The sequence below is a fragment of the Akkermansia muciniphila genome, from assembly GCF_002884975.1.
GTDB classification, from domain to species: domain Bacteria; phylum Verrucomicrobiota; class Verrucomicrobiia; order Verrucomicrobiales; family Akkermansiaceae; genus Akkermansia; species Akkermansia muciniphila_C.
Genome location: NZ_PJKB01000001.1, coordinates 134,496 through 156,321 on the forward strand (window position 1 = coordinate 134,496; position 21,826 = coordinate 156,321).

19 protein-coding genes and 3 tRNA genes are annotated in these 21,826 nt (G+C 57.9%); 3 read left to right on the top strand and 19 right to left on the bottom strand.

The window, feature by feature from the left end; translation table 11 throughout:
• Window positions 1-210 precede the first annotated feature (210 nt).
• On the top strand, window positions 211-1,371 hold the full coding sequence (locus tag CXU21_RS00620) for a 2-isopropylmalate synthase (protein ID WP_102724648.1): 1,161 nt from the start codon (window positions 211-213) through the stop codon (window positions 1,369-1,371).
• Window positions 1,372-1,578: 207 nt separating this feature from the next.
• Here CXU21_RS00620 and CXU21_RS00625 read toward each other — a convergent pair.
• The 4 genes from CXU21_RS00625 to CXU21_RS00640 all read right to left on the bottom strand — a co-directional run bounded on the left by CXU21_RS00625 (window position 1,579) and on the right by CXU21_RS00640 (window position 4,078).
• Window positions 1,579-1,654 (bottom strand) — tRNA-Ile (locus tag CXU21_RS00625).
• Window positions 1,655-1,765: 111 nt separating this feature from the next.
• On the bottom strand, window positions 1,766-3,271 hold the full coding sequence (locus CXU21_RS00630; RefSeq protein ID WP_180972562.1) for an MATE family efflux transporter: 1,506 nt from the start codon (window positions 3,269-3,271) through the stop codon (window positions 1,766-1,768).
• Complete coding sequence (locus tag CXU21_RS00635) at window positions 3,268-3,939, bottom strand: ubiquinone/menaquinone biosynthesis methyltransferase (RefSeq protein ID WP_102724650.1); 672 nt, start codon at window positions 3,937-3,939, stop codon at window positions 3,268-3,270. Before CXU21_RS00635 ends, CXU21_RS00630 begins: the two co-directional genes overlap by 4 nt.
• 64 nt (window positions 3,940-4,003) lie before the next feature.
• A tRNA-His gene (locus tag CXU21_RS00640) sits at window positions 4,004-4,078 on the bottom strand.
• A gap of 613 nt (window positions 4,079-4,691) precedes the next feature.
• On the opposite strand from CXU21_RS00640, the gene CXU21_RS00650 reads away from it, so the two are divergent.
• Window positions 4,692-5,480, top strand: coding sequence for a hypothetical protein (locus CXU21_RS00650; protein ID WP_102724652.1), 789 nt, complete (start codon window positions 4,692-4,694; stop codon window positions 5,478-5,480).
• 36 nt (window positions 5,481-5,516) lie between these two features.
• On the opposite strand, the gene dapF is transcribed toward CXU21_RS00650, so the two are convergent.
• The 6 genes from dapF to CXU21_RS00680 form a co-directional block, all read right to left on the bottom strand.
• A complete protein-coding gene (gene dapF / locus CXU21_RS00655) occupies window positions 5,517-6,341 on the bottom strand; it encodes a diaminopimelate epimerase (protein ID WP_102724653.1) in 825 nt (274 codons plus the stop codon).
• A 60-nt stretch (window positions 6,342-6,401) separates the two neighbouring features.
• Window positions 6,402-8,618, bottom strand: a complete 2,217-nt coding sequence (gene priA / locus CXU21_RS00660; protein WP_102724654.1) for a replication restart helicase PriA — start codon at window positions 8,616-8,618, stop codon at window positions 6,402-6,404.
• Between the two features lie 23 nt (window positions 8,619-8,641).
• Window positions 8,642-9,556: a peptide chain release factor N(5)-glutamine methyltransferase gene (gene prmC, locus CXU21_RS00665; RefSeq protein ID WP_102724655.1), complete on the bottom strand. Its 915-nt coding sequence runs from the start codon at window positions 9,554-9,556 to the stop codon at window positions 8,642-8,644.
• Window positions 9,557-9,571: 15 nt separating this feature from the next.
• Window positions 9,572-10,648 (bottom strand): peptide chain release factor 1, encoded by a 1,077-nt coding sequence (gene prfA / locus CXU21_RS00670; protein ID WP_102724656.1) that lies wholly within the window; start codon window positions 10,646-10,648, stop codon window positions 9,572-9,574.
• Window positions 10,649-10,886: 238 nt separating this feature from the next.
• Window positions 10,887-10,962: transfer RNA gene (locus tag CXU21_RS00675), tRNA-Glu, on the bottom strand.
• A gap of 88 nt (window positions 10,963-11,050) precedes the next feature.
• Window positions 11,051-12,460, bottom strand: coding sequence for an alanine/glycine:cation symporter family protein (locus CXU21_RS00680; RefSeq protein WP_102724657.1), 1,410 nt, complete (start codon window positions 12,458-12,460; stop codon window positions 11,051-11,053).
• Window positions 12,461-12,549: 89 nt separating this feature from the next.
• Between CXU21_RS00680 and CXU21_RS00685 the strand changes: the two genes are divergently transcribed.
• Window positions 12,550-13,518: a tetratricopeptide repeat protein gene (locus tag CXU21_RS00685; RefSeq protein WP_146016873.1), complete on the top strand. Its 969-nt coding sequence runs from the start codon at window positions 12,550-12,552 to the stop codon at window positions 13,516-13,518.
• 103 nt (window positions 13,519-13,621) lie between these two features.
• On the opposite strand, the gene glsA is transcribed toward CXU21_RS00685, so the two are convergent.
• The 9 genes from glsA to CXU21_RS00735 form a co-directional block, all read right to left on the bottom strand.
• On the bottom strand, window positions 13,622-14,563 hold the full coding sequence (glsA, locus tag CXU21_RS00690) for a glutaminase A (RefSeq protein ID WP_102713530.1): 942 nt from the start codon (window positions 14,561-14,563) through the stop codon (window positions 13,622-13,624).
• A 27-nt stretch (window positions 14,564-14,590) separates the two neighbouring features.
• Window positions 14,591-16,039, bottom strand: coding sequence for a putative glutamine/gamma-aminobutyrate antiporter GadC (gadC, locus tag CXU21_RS00695; RefSeq protein ID WP_102713528.1), 1,449 nt, complete (start codon window positions 16,037-16,039; stop codon window positions 14,591-14,593).
• Window positions 16,040-16,671: 632 nt separating this feature from the next.
• Window positions 16,672-17,802: a phage capsid protein gene (locus CXU21_RS00705; RefSeq protein ID WP_102724660.1), complete on the bottom strand. Its 1,131-nt coding sequence runs from the start codon at window positions 17,800-17,802 to the stop codon at window positions 16,672-16,674.
• Between the two features lie 117 nt (window positions 17,803-17,919).
• On the bottom strand, window positions 17,920-18,738 hold the full coding sequence (locus tag CXU21_RS00710; RefSeq protein ID WP_146016874.1) for a hypothetical protein: 819 nt from the start codon (window positions 18,736-18,738) through the stop codon (window positions 17,920-17,922).
• A 5-nt stretch (window positions 18,739-18,743) separates the two neighbouring features.
• Window positions 18,744-19,031 (bottom strand): hypothetical protein, encoded by a 288-nt coding sequence (locus CXU21_RS00715; RefSeq protein WP_180972563.1) that lies wholly within the window; start codon window positions 19,029-19,031, stop codon window positions 18,744-18,746.
• A 5-nt stretch (window positions 19,032-19,036) separates the two neighbouring features.
• Entirely contained in the window at window positions 19,037-20,683 is a 1,647-nt protein-coding gene (locus tag CXU21_RS00720) for a portal protein (RefSeq protein WP_102724663.1), read from the bottom strand.
• Between the two features lie 5 nt (window positions 20,684-20,688).
• Window positions 20,689-20,988, bottom strand: coding sequence for a hypothetical protein (locus tag CXU21_RS00725; RefSeq protein ID WP_102724664.1), 300 nt, complete (start codon window positions 20,986-20,988; stop codon window positions 20,689-20,691).
• Window positions 20,989-20,993: 5 nt separating this feature from the next.
• Complete coding sequence (locus tag CXU21_RS00730; RefSeq protein ID WP_102724665.1) at window positions 20,994-21,581, bottom strand: N-acetylmuramoyl-L-alanine amidase family protein; 588 nt, start codon at window positions 21,579-21,581, stop codon at window positions 20,994-20,996.
• Between the two features lie 56 nt (window positions 21,582-21,637).
• Window positions 21,638-21,826, bottom strand: coding sequence for a hypothetical protein (locus tag CXU21_RS00735; protein ID WP_102724666.1), 189 nt, complete (start codon window positions 21,824-21,826; stop codon window positions 21,638-21,640).

The following is a 21,826-nucleotide window of genomic DNA, read 5'->3' on the forward strand; positions in this document are numbered from 1 at the left end:
AGCAAGATGAACACCCTGTTCCTTCAAGGTCGTCTATTGCTACTTCTCGGACGGTAGTCCGTGAAGATATCTTGATATGCGCCGGTGAGCCGTTCCGGCGCGAGGGAAGTAAACGGCTGGTCTTGATTTGCGCCAAAGGAATGATTCCATAACAGGAACGTTTTCCGTGCGCAGTTTCCGAAGGAACGAACCCTTAACATTTTTACTGTAATGAAAGAACATATACACATTTTTGATACGACGCTGAGAGACGGGGAACAGTGCCCCGGCGCGGCGATGACTGTGGAGCAGAAAATACAGGTTGCCATGCAGCTGGAAGCTCTGGGAGTGGACGTAATTGAGGCGGGCTTCCCCGTCATCTCGGACGGCGACTTCCACGCTGTCCGCACCGTGGCGGAACGCACGGAAAAAAGCCGCGTCTGCGGGCTGGCACGCTGCGTGGAGAAGGACATCGTTGCCGCCCATGAGGCGTTGAAGGCTGCCGGAGAGCGGGAACGCATCCATCTGGTGGTGGCCACGTCCCCCATCCACCGAAAATACAAGCTGGAAAAAAGCCGCGGGCAGATCAGGGAGATGGCCGTCAAGGCCGTCGCCATGGCTTCCGGATTATGCGGGGAAGTGCAGTTCTCCGCGGAGGACGCCTCCCGAACGGAGCCGGAATTCCTGGCGGAGATTGTGGAAGCCGTGATTGATGCGGGCGCCGCCGTGGTCAATATTCCGGATACGGTGGGTTACACGATGCCGGAGGAATACTACCGCCTGATTTCCTACCTGAAATCCAATGTTCCCAACGTGAGCCGCGCCAGGCTGTCCGTCCACTGCCATGATGACATGGGAATGGCCGTAGCCAATTCCCTGGCGGCCATCCGCGCCGGGGCGCAGCAGGTGGAGGGCACCATCAACGGCATCGGGGAGCGGGCCGGAAACACCGCTCTGGAGGAAGTCGTCATGGCCCTGCGCTCCCGTCCGGATTTCTTTTCCGGCGCGGGCACCGGAATCCGGACGAAGGAACTGGTGAGGACCAGCCGCATGGTGGCCGCCATGAGCGGGTTGCCCGTCTCGCGCTCCAAGGCTGTGGTGGGGGCGAACGCCTTTGCCCACGGGTCAGGCATTCATCAGGACGGCGTGCTGAAAAACCGGAGCACTTATGAAGTGATGGACCCGGAGGAAATCGGCTGGGGTTCCACGGAACTGCCCCTGACCAAGCATTCCGGAAGGCATGCCGTGAAGATGCGCCTGAGTGCGCTGGGCTTTTCCGTTCCGGATACGGACATGCCGCGCCTGTTTGAATTGTTCAAGCAGCGTGGAGACCAGTGCAAGTTCGTGTATGACGACGATTTGTCCGCCATGGTGCAGGCTATTCAGGCGTGAACCTGCGCTCCCGGGGGAGCTGCTCAGAATTTCCGGAAGCCGGAACCTCTGAAAAGCGTAAATTCCGGTGGGATAGAGCTTCACTGGTCAACGATGCGCTGACGGCATGCCGGTGCACGTGTGCAGTGCAGTTTTTCTCACGGTTTCACGTACTCTGCCCTTTCAAAAGAAAATCCCCTCAAGTTTTCTACTTGAGGGGATTTATTTTGGTAGGCCCGGTAGGGTTCGAACCTACGACCAAGGGATTATGAGTCCCCTGCTCTAACCGCTGAGCTACGAGCCCGTTGAAGAACAACGTGGAAAAATGATAGCAGAATTTGACGGGAAGAGCAAAGTTTTTATGCAGGCATCACGTTTTGGATTTGCATGCGTCCGGGAAAGGCGTTCGGAAGGGTCAGACCTGCAGTTTCGTCCAGCTCCGGCCCTTGACGATTTTATAGAGGATGGTGGACTGGACGGCCATTTCAAAGGCGAAGAGCAGCCAAATGCCCCACAGGGTCATGGTCTCCGGAGCCGTCTTGAACCAAATCCAGGTGCAGACGACGCGGAAGAAGCCCATGATGCCGTAGGAGATGAACATGACTCTCCGGGTGTCTCCCGCCCCGCGCAGGGACATTTTCATGACGATGCAGGCGGCAAAGAAGGGCTCCACCAGCAGCATGGTGCGCAGCACGGGAATTCCGGTGTCAATGAGGGTCATGTTCCCGTTGGAGAATATCTCCATGAAGAGGGAGGGGAAAACGCAGAAGAGGACGCCCAGCCCCGTCATGAAGATGATGGCGTACCGCATGCATTTCCAGATGGTGATGCGGGCCATGAGCGCGTTCCGTGCGCCGAGGTACTGCCCCACCAGGGTGGAGGCCGCCATGCCGATGGCGAACCCGGGAAGGAAGCTGAGCGATTCAATGCGGACGGCGATGTTGTGGACGCCCAGCACGCCCTTGATGGGCAGCTCGCTGATGATGGAGAGGCAGAACATCTGGATGCCCCACATGCCGAAGACTTCCACGGCCTGCGGCAGCCCGATTTTCAGAATGCGCTTCTGCATGCTCATGTCCGGCCACAGGTTGGAGAAATTGAGATAGAGGGGCGGCGCGTAGTGCTCGCCGTTTTCCCTGACGAGTTCTTCCAGCGAGTCATGTTGCCGGCCTGCAAATATTTTCTTCTTGCGCCTCAGCATGATGAGGATGAGCGCGCACATGCTGATGGCGTAACCGCAAACCGTTCCCGCCGCAATGCCTCCGATGCGCCAGCCACCCAGCGGGGCGTCCGCAAAGACGAAGGTGACGCTGAAGATGACGTTGAGAATGCCCACGCCCATCATGATCCAGAAGGGCAGGCGGGTATCTCCGGATCCGCGCAGGGCGGCATTGATGGCAAAGACCACGCCGCTGAAGGGAGCGGCGAACGCGGCCACATAGACATATTGCAGGGCGTAGGCCCGGGCGGCTTCATTCATGGTCAGCACATGGGTGACCAGGAAGCCGCTGCATGCGAAGAGCAGGCCGCAGGAGATAACCCCGGCCAGCAGGCCCAGCATGGCGGCCTGGTGCAGGCCGTGCTGCGCCTGGGGGTAGTCCCTGGCTCCCGTCATGCGGGAAACGATGGCCGTGGCTCCCATCATGATGGACCCCTGGATGACGAAGCCAAACCACATGAGGAAGACGACAGCTCCCATGCCGTCGGAAATGTTGATGGTGTCCTGGGCGTCCAGGCCTATTTTGGTGGCAATGAAGAGGTCGGACGAGGTGACGAAAAAGCTCAGCAACTGTTCCAGGAAGGGCCAAAAGGCAATGACGGCGATCTGGCGGGGCAGGGACAGCCCGGCAAGCTTTCCGCCCAGCCTGGCGCGTGACGCCTTGCCGCGTATGATGCCCTCTCTCGCGTCTCCAGCACTCATTTCTGGGCCGTGTAAATGCTGGCGATTCCTCCGTTCAGGGGTTCCGCCGTAATGTTGCCGTAGCCGCATTCCCTGAGCAGGTCAACCATGGCCTCCCCGCAGGGAAAGGCTTCAATGCTGTCTGCCAGGTAGTCATAGGCCTCCCGGTGGCCGGTCATCCACCCTGCGATGACTGGAAGAACACGGTGCAGGTAGAACCGGTAGGGGCTTTTCAACAGGTTTTCAGGCAGGGAGAAGTCCAGAATGAGCAGGTGGCCTCCCGGCCGCAGCATGCGGGCCATTTCCCGCAGGGCGTCCGGATAGCTGGCCATGTTCCGCAGGCCGAAGGCGACGGTGACCACATCATAGGAGGCGGAGGGGAAGGGCAGGTTCATGGCGTCTGCACAGACCAGGTTGTCCAGTCCGCGTTTGGCTGCCACGTCCAGCATGGGCTGGCAGAAATCAGAGCCTGTCAGTTGAATCTCCGGCATCGCGTTCAGAATGGCCAGGGCCAGGTCTCCCGTTCCTGTTGCCAGGTCCAGCAGGCGTTCCGGCTTCCATTCGGAGACAAGCTGGACGACGCGTTGGCGCCACAGCAGGTCCACGCCCATGCTCAGGACATGGTTGGTGGCCACATAGCGCGGTGCAATGGCGGAAAAAGCGGCTTTGACGAATTCTGGATTGCGCATGCGTAGCGGGGGCTGGATAGTAAAAAAGAGCACCTAGGTGCTCTTTTTTATAAAGGAAAGGGGATGGGGTGTCGGACGGGGCTCGAACCCGCAACAACCAGAATCACAATCTGGGGCTCTACCATTGAACTACCGACACCATTTGATGTTGTGGTGCGGCAAACATTAGCCGCCCTCTTCCGTTTTGGCAAGAAGAAAATAAGTCTGATGAGTTTTTTAGGCGGAATATTTTCTCAAAAGTAAAATATGGGCGCGTCCGGGTAATTATTTGTTTCCTATTTGGAAAGTAATGAGGGATCGGGCATGTCTTCTATTGAGTCCGCCTGGATTTGATGTAAACTTTTTTATTATGGGAATTGATGTAATATATGCCGCCTTTCGGTCCAACCCGGTAGATTCTCCTTTCTCCGGGCTGCAGGACGCGGGAGGATTGCTCTCCGGGGACCGCTCCGGAGCACAGGGGCGTGTATTCCGGCAGAAGCGGTTTGCGGGTGCAGTGGGACAGGCAGCAGAGAATTGGAATGACGGCTGCCTGGATGAGAAAAGAACGCTTCATAAAGGTGTTATTATCTTTTTCAGGAGTCTGTTTTGTCAAGTTATGTAGTCCTTCGGGACGGGGTTTTATGAGAAGAATATGATTTTTTCTTCATTATTTGAAAACGAATGTTTGAATTTGTCTTATTTCCAATTATTGTAATTACAGTCGACGGTATCCATTTCATGCGTTAACCGGTATCATCCATCTTCAAGACATGCATTTCTTCCCGCACATTCCCATGTTGTCCACCGTGTTCAGCAGTATCGGCTGTTATTTGCTTCCTTTCGGTGTGGTTTTGCTGTGGCTTCTGTATGAATCCAGAAAATTAAAGGCTATTCTTCTGGCCGGACTGGTGCTGTTGAGCATTGTATGCATGTTTCTTCATGAGGCCTGCTGCCCCAGCAGGGAATATCCGTGGGACTGCATGGTGGAGCACATGTTTACGGGAGTGCTTCTGCCTGTTTTCTGCCTGCTGGGATATATCCTGTACGTCATTCTTTGCGCGTGCATTCCGGTTTACAGGAAGGTGTGGAAGGGCATCGGCTTTATCGCCCTTGGAGGAATGAGCCTGGCCTTTGAATTCGTGAACGTCTCCTTTCCGGTGATGCTGCTGGCGGGTTACCTGTTCCGTTTCATCATCCGCCGGCAGTTGCCCGGCCATGTCCCCTTGGCCAGGAAATGCCATGGAGTGCTTGCGCTGGGTGTAGTGCCGGGGATTTGCCTGATCGGCATCGTCGGCGCCATTTTGTTTCCTCCGCCGGAAAGTTTCATCTGTGAAGCGATCAGGAAGGAGATGGCGCATGACATGGCCTTGTGGAACTACCAGGCGAACCTGGTACTGCTGTCCTCCCGTTTTCTGAATGTGGAACGCGGGAAGGACTTCATTACCGTGAAGTATTATTGCGAGACCAACATGGGGCCTGCCGTCTACAAGGCCTTCTGCAATAATTACGGCGGTTATGTGAAAGCGGAGTGTTTCCTGCTGAACAAACAGGCCCCATGACGAGGAGAATGCGCGTTTGCCCGGCAGGGGGCTGGTTCAGAGTTCAATGTCTCCGGTAAAGACAAGGTCCGCGGGACCGGTCAGGGTGACATGGGTAAAGTGGTCCCCCATGCGCCGGAAGCCGACTTCAAGCGTGTCACCCCCAGCCACGTCTACCTGGATGGGGGAGGGAGCGTCTGTCAGTACGGCATGCAGCAGCGCGCTGGCGGTCATGCCCGTTCCGCAGGCCAGCGTTTCATTCTCCACGCCCCGTTCATAGGTGCGTATGGCGATGTGCCCCGGAGACAGGATTCTGGCGAAGTTGGCGTTGGTTCCTTTTGGAGAGAAGGCATCATGATAGCGCAGGTAGGCTCCCAGCCGTGGAATGTCAAGACCGTCCAGCTTATCCAGGAACGCTACGGCATGTGGAACGCCGGTATTCAGGAAATGGACGTCTGCGCCCACGGTCGGGTCTGCATTCAGGGCGAAAAGCTGCAGGGAGTGCGGATTCGTTAGGTTGACGGTGACATGGCCATTCTTTTCAAAGGAGGCGGTCACGATACCGGCCATCGTTTCAAAGGGAAGGGGGGCGGATTTGTCATGCCGGAGAAGGGCTGCCGCAAAGTTGCCGAAGCAGCGGGCTCCGTTGCCGCACATCTCCGCTTCTCCGCCGTCGGCATTATAATACCGCATGCGCACGGCTCCGCCTTTTCCCTGGGAAGGTTCCACGGCAATCAGGCCGTCAGCGCCGATGCCGAAGCGGCGGTCGCAAAGGGCTTCAATGGTTTCCTTGTCCAGCACGGAGGAAAGACCCAGGTCACGGTTGTCCACCATGATGAAGTCGTTGCCTGCCCCCGTCATCTTGTAAAAATGAAGCAGCATGATCGTAAATTTATGTTGTGCCGGAATTTTAATGCGCCCGTCCGGCTTTGGCAAGGCGGCTTACATGAATGACATGGCGTCCACGTCAATCACGGCCGTCAGGTCATCTCCCAGTCCGGCCTCCTGCACCAGCTTCCGGAGGGTGCGGGAGAGGACGCGCGCGGAAGGGCCCTTCACCGTAATCTGGAATCTGAACTGCCCGTGCGCGCGCGGGATGGGCGCCGGCATGGGGTCCGTCATCGTAGCGGGGGGGGGCAGCATTCCGCGGAGGCGTGCGGCAAGCGTGCGCGTGGCGAATTCCGCCATGTTTTCATGCTGGGAGCGTATGGTAAGCACGGCGATGTGGGTGAAGGGGGGGAGATCAAAGGCGCGGCGCATTTCCAGCTCCTGGGCCGCGAACCCGTCCGTATCATGATGCCGTGCATATTGCAGGGAGGGAGACTGGGGCGTAAAGGTCTGGATGATGACTTCTCCGGAGAGGTCGCCGCGGCCCGCGCGGCCCGCCACCTGGGTCAGGAGCTGGAAGGTGCGTTCTCCGGCCCGGGGGTCCGGAATATAAAGCCCCAGGTCCGCGTTCAGCACGCCTACCAGCGTTACGTTGGGGAAATCCAGCCCCTTGGCGATCATCTGGGTGCCCAGGAGAATGTCTATTTTGTGGGTGCGGAACTGGTTCAGGATGGTTCTGACGGCGTTTTTCTTCCGTGCCACGTCCGCATCCACGCGCGTGATGCGCGCCGCTGGAAAGGTGCGGCGCAGGATTTCCTCCACCTTCTGGGTGCCGTACCCCTGGAGCAGGATATTGGCGGACCGGCACTCCGGGCAGGCGCGGGGAGGCAGGGCCTTGAACCCGCACAGGTGGCAGATAAGGCGGTCCTCCGTGCGGTGGTAGGTCAGGGGGAGGGAACAATGCAGGCACGTGACCACATGGCCGCAGTCCGGGCACTGGATGGAGCGCGCAAATCCGCGCCTGTTGAGCAGCAGGATAACCTGTTCCCCCTTTTCCAGCCTCCGGTCAATGGACATCCGGAGCCGTTCGGAAAGGACATTGGGGCCGGACTTGTTCTTGCCCTCCGTTTTCATGTCCAGAATGCGGATGAGCGGGAGCTGCTGGCCGTCCGCGCGTTCCGTCAGCTTCACCAGGGCGTATTTCCCGGTCAGGGCGTTATGGGTGCTTTCCAGGGACGGGGTGGCGGAGCCCAGGACCACGGCGCAGTCTTCCAGATGGGCGCGCAGCACGGCCAGGTCCCGCCCGTGGTAGCGGGGGGAACTTTCCTGCTTGTAGGACGCGTCATGTTCCTCATCCACAATCACCAGCCCCAGATTCTGAAGAGGGGCGAAGACGGCGGAACGGGGGCCGATGACGATGCGGGCCTTTCCGGAACGGATGGCGTGCCATTCGTCAAAGCGCTCCCCGTCCGATAGGAGGCTGTGCAGCACCGCTACGGAAGAGGGCAGTTCCGCAAAGCGGGATTTGAAACGCTGGACGGTCTGGGGCGTCAGGGAAATTTCCGGCACCATGATCAGGGCGGATTTTCCGGATTTTACCACATTGGAAACGGCCTGCAGGTAAACCTCCGTCTTTCCGGAACCCGTGACTCCCTGCAGGAGCACCGGTTTTTTCTGCTCCGCCGCGCACATGGCCGTGATTTCTTCCAGCGCCTTCTCCTGCTGATGGTTCAGCGTCATCGGCTGGCTGGGAACGAATTGTTCCCCCGTGCTGGGGTCACGGTGCACGGATTCCTCCTTCAGGGAAATAAAGCCTTTGGCTTCCAGGCTGCGTGCAATATTCAGGGCTCCGGCGCCGAATTCCGCCAGCGGGGCTTCCAACTGTTCCGTGGATGAAAAATAATCCAGTATCCGGGCCTGCCGCGGCGCTTTGCGGTACAGGGCGTCCAGTTCCTCACGGGACGGGCGTTTTTCCAGATGCACTACTTTGCGTACTTTCTCCGCCGTATTTTCCTGCCGGACGGTTTCCGGCAGAAGGCAGCGGATCATCTGGTCCAGCGCCACGGAATAATAATCCGCCGCCCAGGAGGCCAGGCTCATCATGGCCGGGGAAATCAGGGGCTCCGGGTCAATCAGTTTCAGAATGGGCTTGAGCTTGTCCCTCCAGGCAGGGTCCGGTTCGGACAGCGTAAGGACGGTGCCGGTAGCCGTCCTGTTGCGCAGGGGCACCCGGACGCGGCAGCCCGGTTTTACGTCTCCCGCTTCCGGCGGAATGCCGTAATCCAGCACCAGATCACTCTGTCCGTCAACCAGGATGCGTGCCGCCTGCATGGAGTGGGAGGGGAAAGATAAAGTTAACGATAGCCAAAGGGAAAACGGGCGATGCCGCTCATGTCTTTCAGCACTTCAATGTAATTATAGCCGTACCCGTCCATGATCTGCGTCACGGCAGGTGCCTGGTCATATCCGATTTCCAGCGCTACGAAGCCGTTATCATTCAGGTAATCCCGTGCGCGGGCCAGGAAGCGTTCAATGATTTCCCAACCTTTCGGGCCGCCGAACAGGGCCGTATGCGGGTCCTTCATGACCTCCGGGGCAAGCTCCTCTCCGTCCGCAATGTAGGGAAGGTTGGCCACGATGACGTCAAAGCGCATTTCCTGACCCGGACTGTTCTCTTCCTCTCCCGGGGCGGCCCCGGAAGAATCCGTTTCCGCCGGGAATGGGGCGGCTTTTTCCAGGGGGATGTTTTCAAACAGGTCCGTCTGGATGGTGGAAACCCTTGCTCCCAGCCGCATGGCGTTTTCCAGCGCCAGGTCCAGCGCCTGCGGGGAAATGTCCGCCAGGACGACTTCCTTCGCTCTCTCCTTGAGTTCCAGGGCCAGCGTGACGCCGATGATGCCGGATCCGGTGCCCATATCCAGCACGCGTACCGGACGGGCGGGAATCTTTTTAAGCACCATTTCCACCAGTTCTTCCGTTTCCGGGCGCGGAATCAGCGCGCGCGCATCCGTCAGAAAATCCCTCCGGAAAAATTCGGTAGAGCCCAGCAGGTGCTGCAGCGGTTCGCCCGCCGCCCTGCGCTTCAGCAGTTCCCGCAGGGGCGCCAGTTCCGTTTCCTCAACAGGCCTGTCAAACTGGGAGTAGAGAGCCGTGCGGTTGCAGTGCAGGACATGGGCCATCAGGTGCTGCATGGTGGCGCGGGCTTCTTCGCAGCCCTGGCGCGCCAGGTAGTCCGTGCCGGACTGAAGAACTTCCAGTAAGGTTTTCATGGAAAGGAGAAGGGGTTAGGACATGCCGGCTTCCGCCAGGCGTTCCTGCATTTCCGCGTGCTGGAGAGCCATGATCAGGTCTTCCATCTGCCCCATCAGGATGCCGTCCAGGTTATGGGAGGTGTAGCCGATGCGGTGGTCCGTCAGGCGGTTTTGCGGGAAATTGTACGTCCGGATTTTTTCTTCACGGCCGCCGGACCCGATGAGGCTCCGGCGTGCGGCGGAATACTTCTCCGCCTCTTCCCGCTTCTTGGCTTCAAAAAGCTTGGCGCGCAGAATCTTCATGCCTTTTTCACGGTTCTTCATCTGGCTGCGTTCTTCCTCGCACCGGACGTAAACGCCCGTGGGAATGTGCCATATCTGCACGGCGGATTCCGTCTTGTTCACGTGCTGGCCGCCTGCGCCTCCGGAACGGCACACTTCAATACGGAGGTCCTCCGGACGGATTTCAATGTCCACTTCCTCCGCTTCAGGCATCACGGCCACGGTGGCGGTGGACGTGTGAATGCGCCCCTGCGTTTCCGTAGCGGGTACGCGCTGCACGCGGTGCACGCCCCCCTCATACTTCAGGAAGCGGAATACTTCTTCTCCGGCAATGCGGCAGACGACTTCCTTGAAGCCGCCTACGTCGGAAGGGCTGCTTTCCAGGTGTTCAAAGCGCCAGCCGCGTTCTTCCGCAAAGCGCTGGTACATCCGGAGCAGGTCTCCGGCGAACAGGGACGCTTCATCTCCGCCCGTGCCGGCGCGGATTTCAATAATGGCGTCCCGGTCTTCCGTCGTGTCACGGGGAAGGAGGCTGTACTGGACGTCACTGCGCAATTTTTCCAGCGCCTCTTCCAGTTCCGGGATCTCCAGGGAGGCCAGCTCCGCCAGTTCCGGGTCATCCGTCTTCGCCAGCTCCTGATTGTCCGCCAATTGCTGTTCCGTGGCGTTCAGGGAGTCCCACGTTTCCATCAGTTCCTTCAGGCGGCGGTGCTCCCTCATGGTTTCCGAGGCCCGCTTCTGGTCATTGAAAAAATCCGGTTCGGCAATGATCGTTTCCAATTCTTCCAGGCGCTGGCGGCGTTTTTCAATGAGAGGTGTGTAATCCATGGCGTTTGCGTGTGAAAAATTTTAAAAGATAACAGGGCTTTCTGGAAGTCAAATCCGGGGGATGTAAGACATGTTCCGGCATTTGAAAAGGAGGGGGATACCGCTTCCTGCCGTCCTGTCCGCGCTTTCCTGATTCCGGAGGAACCGGACCAAAAGAAAACCGCAGCCATTACGTTTTTCCAATATGCCTCCCTGGTGAAGGAGGACGGAAGCATCGTAACTGCTGCGGCGGTAAAGCTGGCATCGCGTACGGGACTCGAACCCGTGTTGCCCGCGTGAAAGGCGGGAGTCCTAGACCGCTAGACGAACGCGACTTTTAGGTTTGCAGGGACTGCGCGGCGAAGTAAATACTACCGGAGGCCGAAAGGCAAGAATTATTTGAATCTGAATTTAAAAAAATCGTTATTTGCCTTCCGGAATATGGGAATCGTCATAATCGTCCAGCCTGTGCTGCCAAAGGTAGTACCGCGTTTGCTGGACAAGCACGCCGGAAAGGGCCAGCAGTGAAATAAGGTTGGGAAGGGCCATCAGGCCGTTGGCGCAGTCCGCAAAGACCCATACCAGGTCTATCTTGGAAACGCAGCCGGTAAAGACCGCTGCCACCCAGATGACGCGGTAAGGCGTGATCAGCCGGATGCCCCCCAGGTACTCCAGGGCTTTTTCACCAAAGTAAGACCAGCCCAGAATGGTGGAGACCACAAAAGTGACGAGGCTGACTGTCAGGAGAGGGGAGCCCACATAAGGAATTTTACTGAATGCCAGCGTAGTGAGCCTGGGACCGTCACTGGACGAAATGTCCGGATGGGCGAGGATGCTGGTAGTCAGCACGATGCCCGTCAGGGCGCAGATGACCACGGTATCCCAGAACGGGCCGCTGGAAGAAATGAGAGCCTGCCGTACGGGGTTGCGGTTTTGTGCGGCGGCGGAAGCGATGGCGGCGGAACCCAGCCCGGCTTCATTGGAAAAAAGGCCGCGGGCCACGCCGGTCCGCATGGCCGTCATGACGGCGGCGCCCACCACGCCCCCTGCGGCGGCTTCCCCGGTAAAAGCGCAGTCCAGAATGTACCGGATGGCCGGAAGAATGTAATGCGACTGTACGGCCAGGATGTAGACACAGCCTATAATGTAGATTACCGCCATGAACGGGACGAAAAAGGCGCATACCTTGGCAATGCTCCGGATGCCCCCCAGCATGACCATGGCCGTCAGGATGGTCAGCACTGCTGCCGTTCCCCAGGAGGGAATGGAAAAAGCGTGGTGGAGCTGTTCCGCTGCCGCATTCCCCTGTGTCAGGTTGCCGATGCCGAAGGCGGCAATGGCCGTAAATACGGCAAAGACTACTCCGAGCCATTTGCATTTCATGCCGCGTTCCAGTACGAACATGGGACCGCCGCTCATGTTGCCGTCCGGGTTTTCCACACGGTACTTGATGGCAAGCAGCCCTTCCGAATACCGTGTAGCCATGCCAAGAACGCCCGTCAGCCAGCACCAGAAGATGGCCCCGGGCCCCCCGGCGGCAATTGCCACCCCCACGCCGATGATATTGCCCGCGCCGATATTGGCGGCCAGGGCCACCATCAGGGAACTGAACGGGGAAATGTCCCCCTTGTCCGTATGGTCCTTCACAAAATACAGTTTCAGGGCCTTGAGCAGGTATCGCTGCGGAAAGCGCAGAATGATGGTGAGGTACAGGTGAGTGCCCAGCAGCATGATGAGCAGAGGCCATCCCCACAGGAAACTGCTGAAGGCGGACAGCCAGGTTGTGAGCATGTCCCCGGTCTGGAGAAAGGCGTTTTGCAGGGCTTCAAGCATACCGGGAAAACTCTAAGGAAAAACCGCACGGAGGCAAGCCCTTAAAATGAGGAGGCTGGAAATGAAGGACCAGAGTTCTCCATCTTTTTTTGTTGGTTTTAAAAAATGAATTTGTTATTCGTTGGAACGTTATGAAAAGACGTTGCAAGTTGTTGAATGATGGTGACTTTTACACAGGGAGCATGTGGAGGTATGGATTTCCGTTGTGGGGATGCGGAGTGTTCCTTTTTTTATTGGGTACCGGAGCGGGGCTCGGAGTGGAGGCTGCGGCAGACCATGCTTCTGATGAAGGAGTTCTTGTTGACACGGCCAGGGTTGGCTTGTTCAGGGATGCTGCCGGGAGGGGGGAAGTTGCCGGTCTGGAGGGGTTGGCCCTGTGTTATTTTTGTGGAAAGGGTGTTCCTCAGGATTTTCACGAAGCTTTTTTGTGGGCAGAGAAGGCTGGAAAGAAGGGTAATTCTACCTCCCAGTTTATTCTTGGGTGCCTTTATTACGATGGAAAAGGAGGCGTCAAGCAGGATTTCCGGAAAGCCCATGAGTGGTTCTCCCTGGCCGCCGGACAGGGAAATGCCGCTTCACAGTTTTATTTAGGGGTGCTGTATTCCGAAGGACAGGGTGTTAGGCGTGATGACAGGGAGGCGTTCAAATGGTATTCCTTATCCGCTTCCGCCGGTTATGCCGACGCGCAGGATGCCGTCGGTTGCTTTTACGATCAGGGACGTGCCGTCAAACGGGATGAACGGAAGGCCCTGGAATGGATGAGGCGTGCGGCACAGCAGGGTAATGCAGATGGCCAGTTCCATCTGGGAAAATTATACGGACGTCAGGAAAAATGGAAGGAGGCCTATCACTGGGCATCTCTTTCCGCAAAAAAGGGGAATGCGGAAGCCCAGTATCTTGTCGGGATGATGCATATGGGCGGTTTAGGAACGGAAATGGATACCAAGGAGGCGGTTTTCTGGTGGGCGCGCGCCGCCAAGCAGGGAAATCAGGATGCCCTGGATATGCTCCGGAAGATGGGGAAGGAAGATTTGACGAAGGATCCCTTTTTCCGTTAAGGCAGCGGTGCCGTCCGGACATGGGTTCCTGATGCCGGGATACAGTAAACCCGCGGGAATCCTTTCGGATCTTGGCTCCGCGGGTTTACCTTCTCATCCCGGATCAGCTCCGGAAAAGGTTCAGATTCAATTCCTTGATAATGGATTGAAGAGCTGCCTGGCCCTTGACGGTGTTTCCGGCGGGGTCCAGGGGCGGGGAGAAGGCCGCCATGGCCATCTTGCCGGGGACCACGGCCACCAGGCCGCCGCCCACGCCGGACTTGGCCGGAACGCCTGCCTTGTACATCCAGTCTCCCGTGGAGTTGTAGAGGCCGGACATGCACAGTTCCGCCAGAATGGCGGGAACGTTCTCATCCTTCACCACCCGCTTTTTGCTGACGGGGTTGACGCCCCCATTGGCATAGCAGGCGCCCATCAGCGCCAGCTGGGAGGTGGTGATATTCAGGGAGCACATGCGGGTGTACAGGTCCACGATCATGGGCGGCGTATTGTAAAAATAGCCGTAGCTGTCAAGCAGCCATGCAATGCCGCGGTTGTGCTGGTTGGTGGCGCTTTCCGACTTGTAAATCTCCTGGTTCACGGTCAGGGCCGTGTTGGCGAAGTTGTTGAAATTATGAATCATGTTGGACCATATTTCATCGGAATCCGAGCCGTTGACCAGGCTGACTGTCGCCATGGCCCCTGCGTTGACCAGGGGATTGAGGGGCTTGCCGCCGTGCAGCTCAATCGCCATGACGGAGTTGAAGGGCTCCCCGGTGGGGTCCGCCCCGATCTTCGTGCGCAGCTCCTTCATTCCGATCAGGTCCATGACGTAGGCCAGGTTGAAGGCCTTGGAGATGGATTCAATGGCAAAGGGCGTGTCTGCGGAACCTGCGGTCAGGATATCTCCGTTGACAGTGACCACGGCAATCGCCAGCAGGTCTGAGGGAACTTGCGCCAGAGCCGGGATGTAGGAGGCGTTTTTGCCGCCCTGGACCGTTTTGGCGTAGGCATACGCGTTGTCCACAGCCGTCTGGATTTGTTCTTTGGTGGGTATATCACTCATGATATTATTGAAAGTTGAAATGATACATTAATGATTGCCGTTCGTCTTTTCCCAACCGAAGGGCTCAAAGGCGTCTTCCGGGGAGATCGGGCGCTTCCAGGACGGCTTGGCCATGGCCTGGATGATGAAGGGAATGCCGGCGAAGATGAAGGTTCCCACGACCAGCAGCAGAATGTACATGGTGTTGCTGCCCACGGTGATCTGGTTCGGCGGGATGAAGCTGACCAGGAAGGCCGCCAGGCTGGCCAGGAAGCCGAGGCCGCCGACTACCCACATGCCGAAGGTCTTGCCGCCGGGAATGCGGAAGGTACGCGGGGTATTCGGTTCACGGTAGCGCAGATAAATGCCGGAGGCGAACATCAGCATGTACATGATCAGGTACAGGATGATGGTAAGCTGGGAGATGATCTGGTACGTGGACTGTACGGAAGGCATGATCACGAACATGACGGACAGCAGGGTGACGATGCCCCCCTGAATGAGCAGAATGCCCATCTGGACGTTGTTCTTGTTCCGCTTCTGCATCACGGGCGGCAGGTTGCCGGTCAGGCCCACCTGGAAAAGACCCTTGGAGGGGCCTCCCACCCATGCGGTTACCTGTGCCAGAACGCCCACAGCCAGGGCGAGCGCCAGAATCCAGTTCATCCAGCCGAGGCCGAAGAAGCTGAAATAGTCGTCGTAGGAAATCAGCAGGCTCTGCACCAGGTTGATCTGGGAGCCGGGAATGATGAAGCCGATGGCGAGCGTGCCGAAGACGAAGATGACCACCGTAATGATGGCGGAAATCAGAATCGCCAGCGGATAATTGCGCCCGGGGTTGTTCACGTCCTTGACGTGCACGGCGGACATTTCCATCCCTGCGTAGAACAGGAAGATACTGGCCGCCAGCACCAGGTTGTTGAAATTGCTCATGTCCGGAATCAACTTGTCCCAGTTCATGTCCAGCAGGACGGGGTTGCCTCCGGCCCAGTAGCCGATGCCGAGGAGAATCAGGATGGCGCCCGGAATAATGGTGCCGATCATGGTGCCCCACTTGGTGACTCCTGCGGAAGTCTTCATGCCGCGCAGGTTGAGCAGGGTGGCTCCCCAGTACACGCACAGCACCACGATGAGTACATACCATTTGTTGGCGGCAAGCGCTTCATCCCATCGCTGTCCGGGTCCCATGAAAGCCAGGGAGACGGCGGCGAAGGTCAGCACGGTCGGGAACCAGATGGTACTCTCAATCCATTGGAGCCAGATAGCCAGGAATCCCAGCTTTTTGCCGAAGGCTTCACCCACCCACCGGTAAACGCCGCCTTTCTGGGGCCATCCGGTGGTGAGTTCCGCCGCTACCAGGGAGACGGGCACCAGGAAAAAGGCCGCGGCAAAAATGTAATAGAAGACGGAGCTTAGTCCGTACGTACTTTCCGCCGGCATGCCGCGCAAGCTGACAATGGCGGAAACGTTAATCATGGCGAGCGTAAATACCCCCATGCGAACGGCGGATTTTACCGCCGGAGCGTTGTTAGTTGTTGAGGTCCCCGTTGGAGAGGTCCCTGATTGAGTCGTATTGTTCATTGGTTTATTCCGGGTTGAGAATTGGGACGGCGTATCGAAGTGCCGACACCGGCCTTATCTGAACGACCATCAGGAAGGCTCTTTCGTTGAAGGGATGGTGCAGATAGGGCTGCCGGAGTCTGTCTTAACGGCGGTTACCGCTTTCCGAATGGAATGGGAAAGCCGCCCGCTTTCATGCTGGCGCTTTTTTGATCAGCAAAGCAGGAGCATACGGGCAGAACGCCCGGAATGGCTCTCCGGCTGCGGGGGGATTATCTGCCTTTTTCCTTTTTGGCGGAATTCCGGAAGGTGCTTCCGCACTTGTTCTGCCGATAGCTGGTTCAATTCCATGAAGAGCGGGTCTTCCATGGCTTAATTGTCCGGGTAATAAAAAAGCCTGCTCTTGATGGGCAGGCCTCGGATAAAAAAATGGAGCGGATGATGGGTTTGTGATAAATTACAATCAGATATTTACGTCAATCTGTAACACTTCTGTAATGCCCGTATGACAAAAAAGACGGGCAGCCGAAGCCGCCCGCCTGAATGCGAACCACATCAATGTTGCCGAATTAAGCCACAGAGAACTTTTCCTCGCAGTGGATGGAAAGCACGGTTTCTTCTCTGGTACGTGCAGCGCCCATGCCGAAGGTCACGCCTGCCAGCAGCATGTCGATGGACGTATCGGGCTGGCGCATGTGGAACTTGGCATCTTCCCAGATACCATAAATCAGGTCTTCACTGCGCCACATCGGGCAGACGCGCACGTACTTCTTAGCGCTGGCCGTGCCAACGTTGACAAGAGGCAGGGAATCAGTAATCAGGAAGCGGATGCCCAGCAGCGGACTGACGAAGCCGGTCTTCAGGGCCTGGAAGCCATAATCGTTATTCTGCAATTTTTCCATGCGCATCATCTCGAAAGCCTGTTGCGGAGTAATACCCATGCACAGCGTGCCGCCGCCGTTGAGGGCGTAACGGGCCTGCATGCAGGTTTTGGCAAAGAGCAACTTGTCAATCGTAATGCCGCTGGAGGTGAGCGTCCCTTCCGGGGTGTAGTTGACCGGGACTACGTTGGTCTTCTTGGTGTCGATGTCAAAGTCATCGGTGAGCTCGTCCCAGGTGGTAATGAGACCTTCTCCGCGGACATAGGGCTGTTGCGGCAGAGCCTCTTTCTCATAGCCGCCCTTGCCAACGTAATTATCACCCAGCAGGCCGCCGGTAGCGCCGCCCTTGTAGGGGGAACCGTCCACGGCATCCGGCATGATGGAAGTCGGCGTCTGGATGATATGCTCTCCGTAGGTATCGGAACTCTCGTCCAGGTCTACGCAGGTGCCTAGCAGCACGTCGTCCTTCACGCGCTCGGCCGCATTGGTAAGCTGTGTGACCATCGTGGTGGCGTTAATCGGCAGGCTGGCCAGGAACTTCTCGTCGTCCGTGGACCACTTCAGGAACTTCTCAAACAGTTGGGGACGCATATTGCGAAGGCCGAACTTGAGTTCCGTGGCGACAATATCCTGCATTCGCTGGGTACGACGGTTCAGCTCCGTGGACCCGACAGCAGGAAGCTGGTACATATCACCGTTGCAGCCGTGGATGACGCGGGCGAACGGAGTCAAGACGGACACCTTCTGTTGCAGCTCTTCAATAAGCTGCTGGGTGCGCGTCTTTTCGTACATGTCTATGATAGCTTTTTCAATCTTCATGTGTTGTTGCTTTGGTTGTTGCAACTTCACTCCACACGAGACCAGGGCATAAAAAAATGGTGACGATGTCACGTGACACCGCCACCATCCGCAATGGACCAATAGAAAGAAAAAAGGCTAGTAAATCTTAATACCCGCGAGCCTGTTGAAATGCTCGGCGGCGGCCTTGTAGCCCTTGCTGCCTGGGTTGAACAGATCCTTGTGGTAGGGATTTTCCGGATTGTTGATGATGTCGTCCATCTCCTGCTGGCGGGATTGGGCACTGGCAGCCTGTCCGGCTCCGCGCGTCCGCTCCTCGCCCACCATGCCGCGCAGCACGTTGCAGAGGCGGAACACATGCGGATTCATCAGGGCCTGGGCATCCTCCTTGCTCATCCCCCCGCGTTTCACCGCATCGGCAATAAAACGTCTGGTGGCGGCCATGTTCCCGTCAAACTCTCCCTTCCACTCGCCCTTCAGGGATTCCAGGGCCTGTTTGTCCGCTTCCCGCTGGGCGGCAACCAGGGAATCGCACACCTGAGTGACGAAGGCACCGGCGGCATCCGGAGCAATCCCGTTGGCCTTGGCGTGGGAGGCAATCATGGAGCGGGTTTCATCCGTCCCGTTAAAGGACTCGCCCAGTTCCAGAACATACTCGTCTCCGGGGGCTCCGTCTGCCGGGGGCTGGGCCGGGTCCGGTGTATCCTCCAGCGTGAAATCGAACGGATTCGCTCCACTGGGAGCGCCGTTCTGGTCAGGCGTCTGTGTGGCTGCCGGTTCTCCACCCTCTCCGGGCGGTGGCTGGTTGCCTCCTTCCGGATTCTGGGGCGCGGGTTGTGCCGCGGGGTCTCCCCCCTGGGGCTCCTGGCTGGGGGCTGCCGCTGGTTGTCCACCGCCTGCATCCGCAGGTTCCGGGTAACGCAGCACGGTCATTCGCATCGTGATGATATGGTGCATGGTATTTAATTATTGTTGGTTGTGGAATCGTTGTCAGCCGGCTTGGAACGCTCCTGTTCCAGCCACTTGATCACATGGAGCTGCCCGTCGCGCCTGGCGGCCATCAGCGTCAGCATTTGGGGGTCTCCGCTCAACGGGATGCCCTGCTTGTCGGCAAATAGGAACACCGGCAGGCCGGTCTCGAAATGCTCTTGCAGCACCTTCATGGCCTCGTCGGAAATGCCTTCTCGCAAAATGCGTCGGCGCCGGGCCAGCTTCCGCTTCGTCTCTTCTTGCAGTGGGTTCTTTCTCATGGTCGTCATGCTGAAAGGTTGCTTTCCTGGGTGGCGGCCCCGGCATTGTCGCGGTTGGCGGCGGCCATCATCTGGGCGATCTTGGCCTGCTGCATCGCACCGGCCTCGTCTTCCCTCTGTTTCCGGAGGGCCGCCACCTCCTTGGGCTTGCGCATGCACTCTGATGGCACGTTGGTTTCATCGGCGATGTACCGGATGGATTCATCTTCCTTGAAGGGGTCCAGCCACGCGGGGTTGCCCGTCGTCTGGGCCAGATTGACGGCATGGCCGAGCGTTTCTACCAGCCCGCTCAACTTGTAGCGTTCCAATGCCTTGGCCATCTTGCTGATATACTTGACGCCGGGAGCCAGAATCTTCATCTTGATGCCGTACTCGTCCAGAGGCACAAACAAGCCCTGCGGCTTGCCTTCTTCCGGGAACTTGCCCAGGCGCTCCAGGGAGCAGAACACGCGCTCCATCATCGGGCGGATGTCGGACGTGAACTGCGTAAAGCTCTGGGTAAAGGTCATCATCCGCTCGTTGTCGCGCAGATTGGCTTCCAGAGCCGTCATCTGGCGTTCCACCTGGGTCACGGCCTGAAGCACGGACACAAACAGGGCGTCGTCGATCTCGGCATTGTACATCTCCAGCAAATCCTTGCCTACGGTGTACTCGGTAGCCGTAGCCCATTCCCTGGGCAGCCCGCTCTTGATGTCCTCCGGACGGAGCACCGTCATTCCACCGGCCCTCATATCCACCTCGTCAACCATGTCCGAAGTCAGCAGCACGCGGGGGAAGGCCGCCGCCTGTCCGGCCACCTTCATGGCTTCCTGCATGAGCAAGCTGTCTTCGATGGTGTCCACGATGGGGGCCAGGGCGCTTTCCCCGCACACCTCATTGCCGTATTTGATGAAACGCGTGCCCATGTAGGGAAACTCGTAATAGCCGCTCTCCTTGATGATATGCTGCTCTGCCGGGTCCAGGTACACGCTCGTCCAGCTCATTTGCTCCGGCGGCAGGTTCCGGTTGCCCATCGGCGGCACATCCCGCGGAAGCACGAGGTGCCAAATCTCGAACTGCTGCGTGTACCTCCGTTCCTTGTCGCCATAGGCATCTTTAATCGCTCCTTTTAAAGCGTCTTCCCCAAAGGCGGCCGCAGCCTGGTGGGCGGTGTACTTGAACTTGCGCACCACCGTGTCAATCTCGTGGTCCTCATTTTCCGCCAGGCCATAAGTCCCCGCAGGAACATGGGTGAACACGAGCGTGCCTTTCTTGATGTTCTCTTCGGACATCATCAGGCCGGTGCCCGTGCCGATGCGGTCGATGACCGTGGCAATGAACGAGGTGTAAAAATTGCTCGCCTCCAGCTCCTTCTGGGTGATCTGGGCGGAATCTTTCAACCAGAACTTTTCATCGGCGGTGATGTCTCCCCATTCATCATACTGGAACCAGTTCTGCCCACGCGGCGTAATGTAGTTGAGGTGGGCGCTGGCCAGCTTCAGCACGCCGGTCTTGGCACGGGCGCAGACGCGTTCCGGCATGCCGTCGTCTTCCATCTCCGCCAGTTCCGCGGCCGGAATCAGTTTGGGCAGCACGTGTCGGACATACCGCCTCCACTCGTAGTTCGTCTTATTAAATAGAGACTGGGCAATTCTGTAATAGTCGGTTTCCATGTTGTTTATCCTCCCAGGGTTTTGCGGCCGCCGGTCAGGGAGCCCAGCACGCCGCCGGGATTGACGGTCCGGGCCATGCCGTAGCGGCGTTTGCTGGCATTCTGGCGGTTGACTTCTTCACTTTCCCCGGTATCGGCCGCGGCCTGCGTGGGGTCGGCAGCACTGGCGCCCACGCTCACGTTGCGCTTGGCAGCCTCCTGGGCCGCTACGGTGGCGGCCTGTTGCTGCTTCTTTTGCTGGTGGGAACTGTACATGCTCCCGCCGATGCTCAAGGCCGCACTGATCAACGCTCCGGTGAATCCCATGATATTTACTGGTTGAGGGTGTAAGAGTCCACGCCCTGCGCGATGGCACGGGCAATGGCGCCGGGAGTATCGCGTAACAGGGAAGCGTCTCCGGGGTTGGACAAGAAACCGCACTCTACCAGCACGGCAGGAGGAATGGTATTGCGGAGCACATACAGGCTGGTCTTGTTTGGCTTACAGGACCGGTCAGGACGTGCCTGTACATGGTCAGCGCGACCCGGCATGAGCTTGCACAGCGGCCCGGCAATGGCTTTGGCCAATGCTTTGCCCCGCGCAGAATCCGTGTAAGAACCGTCGCTGTGGTAATTGCGGTGATGGCAGACATGGGCCCCGCAGGCCGTAGCCGAACCAGCGGAATCACAATGAAGGGAGATGGAAATATCGAACCCTCCGGCATTGATGGCCTTGACTGTAGCGGCAAGGTCGTCGTCGTTGTCCAGGCGAGGGAAGTCGATGATGGTAACGGTGTGCCCCTGGGCCGACAGCATGGGGGCCAGATGGTTGGCAATGGTCATGGCGGTGGCATGTTCTTCCAGGCCGTTGCCGCGGGAGCCGGTATTGTTGGCGTGTCCGATGTCTAAAGCGATATTCATAGTTATAACTTAATTTTGTTAGAAGTGGTTAGAACTGTATCCAAAATGGAAACAGTTCATTTCCTGGCGTATTGTTCGAGGTTGGAGAGGCGCATGTTGATCTCCGTGAGGGCCTTCGTCTGGGCGTCCATATAAGCGCGCATGTCGTGGTACAGGAAGCCACAGGCAATAAAGCCCACGAACATGACCAGTTCAGGCTTGTACTCCCTCAAGAGGTTCAGGTATCCGCGGGCTTTAGTGCACAT

What these genes read in the sequence shown, in the direction of transcription:
- CXU21_RS00620 (WP_102724648.1), top strand. Translation starts at nt 211, where the DNA reads ATGAAAGAACATATACACATTTTTGATACGACGCTGAGAGACGGGGAA.
- CXU21_RS00630 (WP_180972562.1), bottom strand. Translation starts at nt 3,271, where the DNA reads ATGAGTGCTGGAGACGCGAGAGAGGGCATCATACGCGGCAAGGCGTCA.
- CXU21_RS00635 (WP_102724650.1), bottom strand. Translation starts at nt 3,939, where the DNA reads ATGCGCAATCCAGAATTCGTCAAAGCCGCTTTTTCCGCCATTGCACCG.
- CXU21_RS00650 (WP_102724652.1), top strand. Translation starts at nt 4,692, where the DNA reads ATGCATTTCTTCCCGCACATTCCCATGTTGTCCACCGTGTTCAGCAGT.
- dapF (WP_102724653.1), bottom strand. Translation starts at nt 6,341, where the DNA reads ATGCTGCTTCATTTTTACAAGATGACGGGGGCAGGCAACGACTTCATC.
- priA (WP_102724654.1), bottom strand. Translation starts at nt 8,618, where the DNA reads ATGCAGGCGGCACGCATCCTGGTTGACGGACAGAGTGATCTGGTGCTG.
- prmC (WP_102724655.1), bottom strand. Translation starts at nt 9,556, where the DNA reads ATGAAAACCTTACTGGAAGTTCTTCAGTCCGGCACGGACTACCTGGCG.
- prfA (WP_102724656.1), bottom strand. Translation starts at nt 10,648, where the DNA reads ATGGATTACACACCTCTCATTGAAAAACGCCGCCAGCGCCTGGAAGAA.
- CXU21_RS00680 (WP_102724657.1), bottom strand. Translation starts at nt 12,460, where the DNA reads ATGCTTGAAGCCCTGCAAAACGCCTTTCTCCAGACCGGGGACATGCTC.
- glsA (WP_102713530.1), bottom strand. Translation starts at nt 14,563, where the DNA reads ATGAGTGATATACCCACCAAAGAACAAATCCAGACGGCTGTGGACAAC.
- gadC (WP_102713528.1), bottom strand. Translation starts at nt 16,039, where the DNA reads ATGGGGGTATTTACGCTCGCCATGATTAACGTTTCCGCCATTGTCAGC.
- CXU21_RS00705 (WP_102724660.1), bottom strand. Translation starts at nt 17,802, where the DNA reads ATGAAGATTGAAAAAGCTATCATAGACATGTACGAAAAGACGCGCACC.
- CXU21_RS00710 (WP_146016874.1), bottom strand. Translation starts at nt 18,738, where the DNA reads ATGCACCATATCATCACGATGCGAATGACCGTGCTGCGTTACCCGGAA.
- CXU21_RS00715 (WP_180972563.1), bottom strand. Translation starts at nt 19,031, where the DNA reads ATGAGAAAGAACCCACTGCAAGAAGAGACGAAGCGGAAGCTGGCCCGG.
- CXU21_RS00720 (WP_102724663.1), bottom strand. Translation starts at nt 20,683, where the DNA reads ATGGAAACCGACTATTACAGAATTGCCCAGTCTCTATTTAATAAGACG.
- CXU21_RS00725 (WP_102724664.1), bottom strand. Translation starts at nt 20,988, where the DNA reads ATGGGATTCACCGGAGCGTTGATCAGTGCGGCCTTGAGCATCGGCGGG.
- CXU21_RS00730 (WP_102724665.1), bottom strand. Translation starts at nt 21,581, where the DNA reads ATGAATATCGCTTTAGACATCGGACACGCCAACAATACCGGCTCCCGC.
- CXU21_RS00735 (WP_102724666.1), bottom strand. Translation starts at nt 21,826, where the DNA reads ATGTGCACTAAAGCCCGCGGATACCTGAACCTCTTGAGGGAGTACAAG.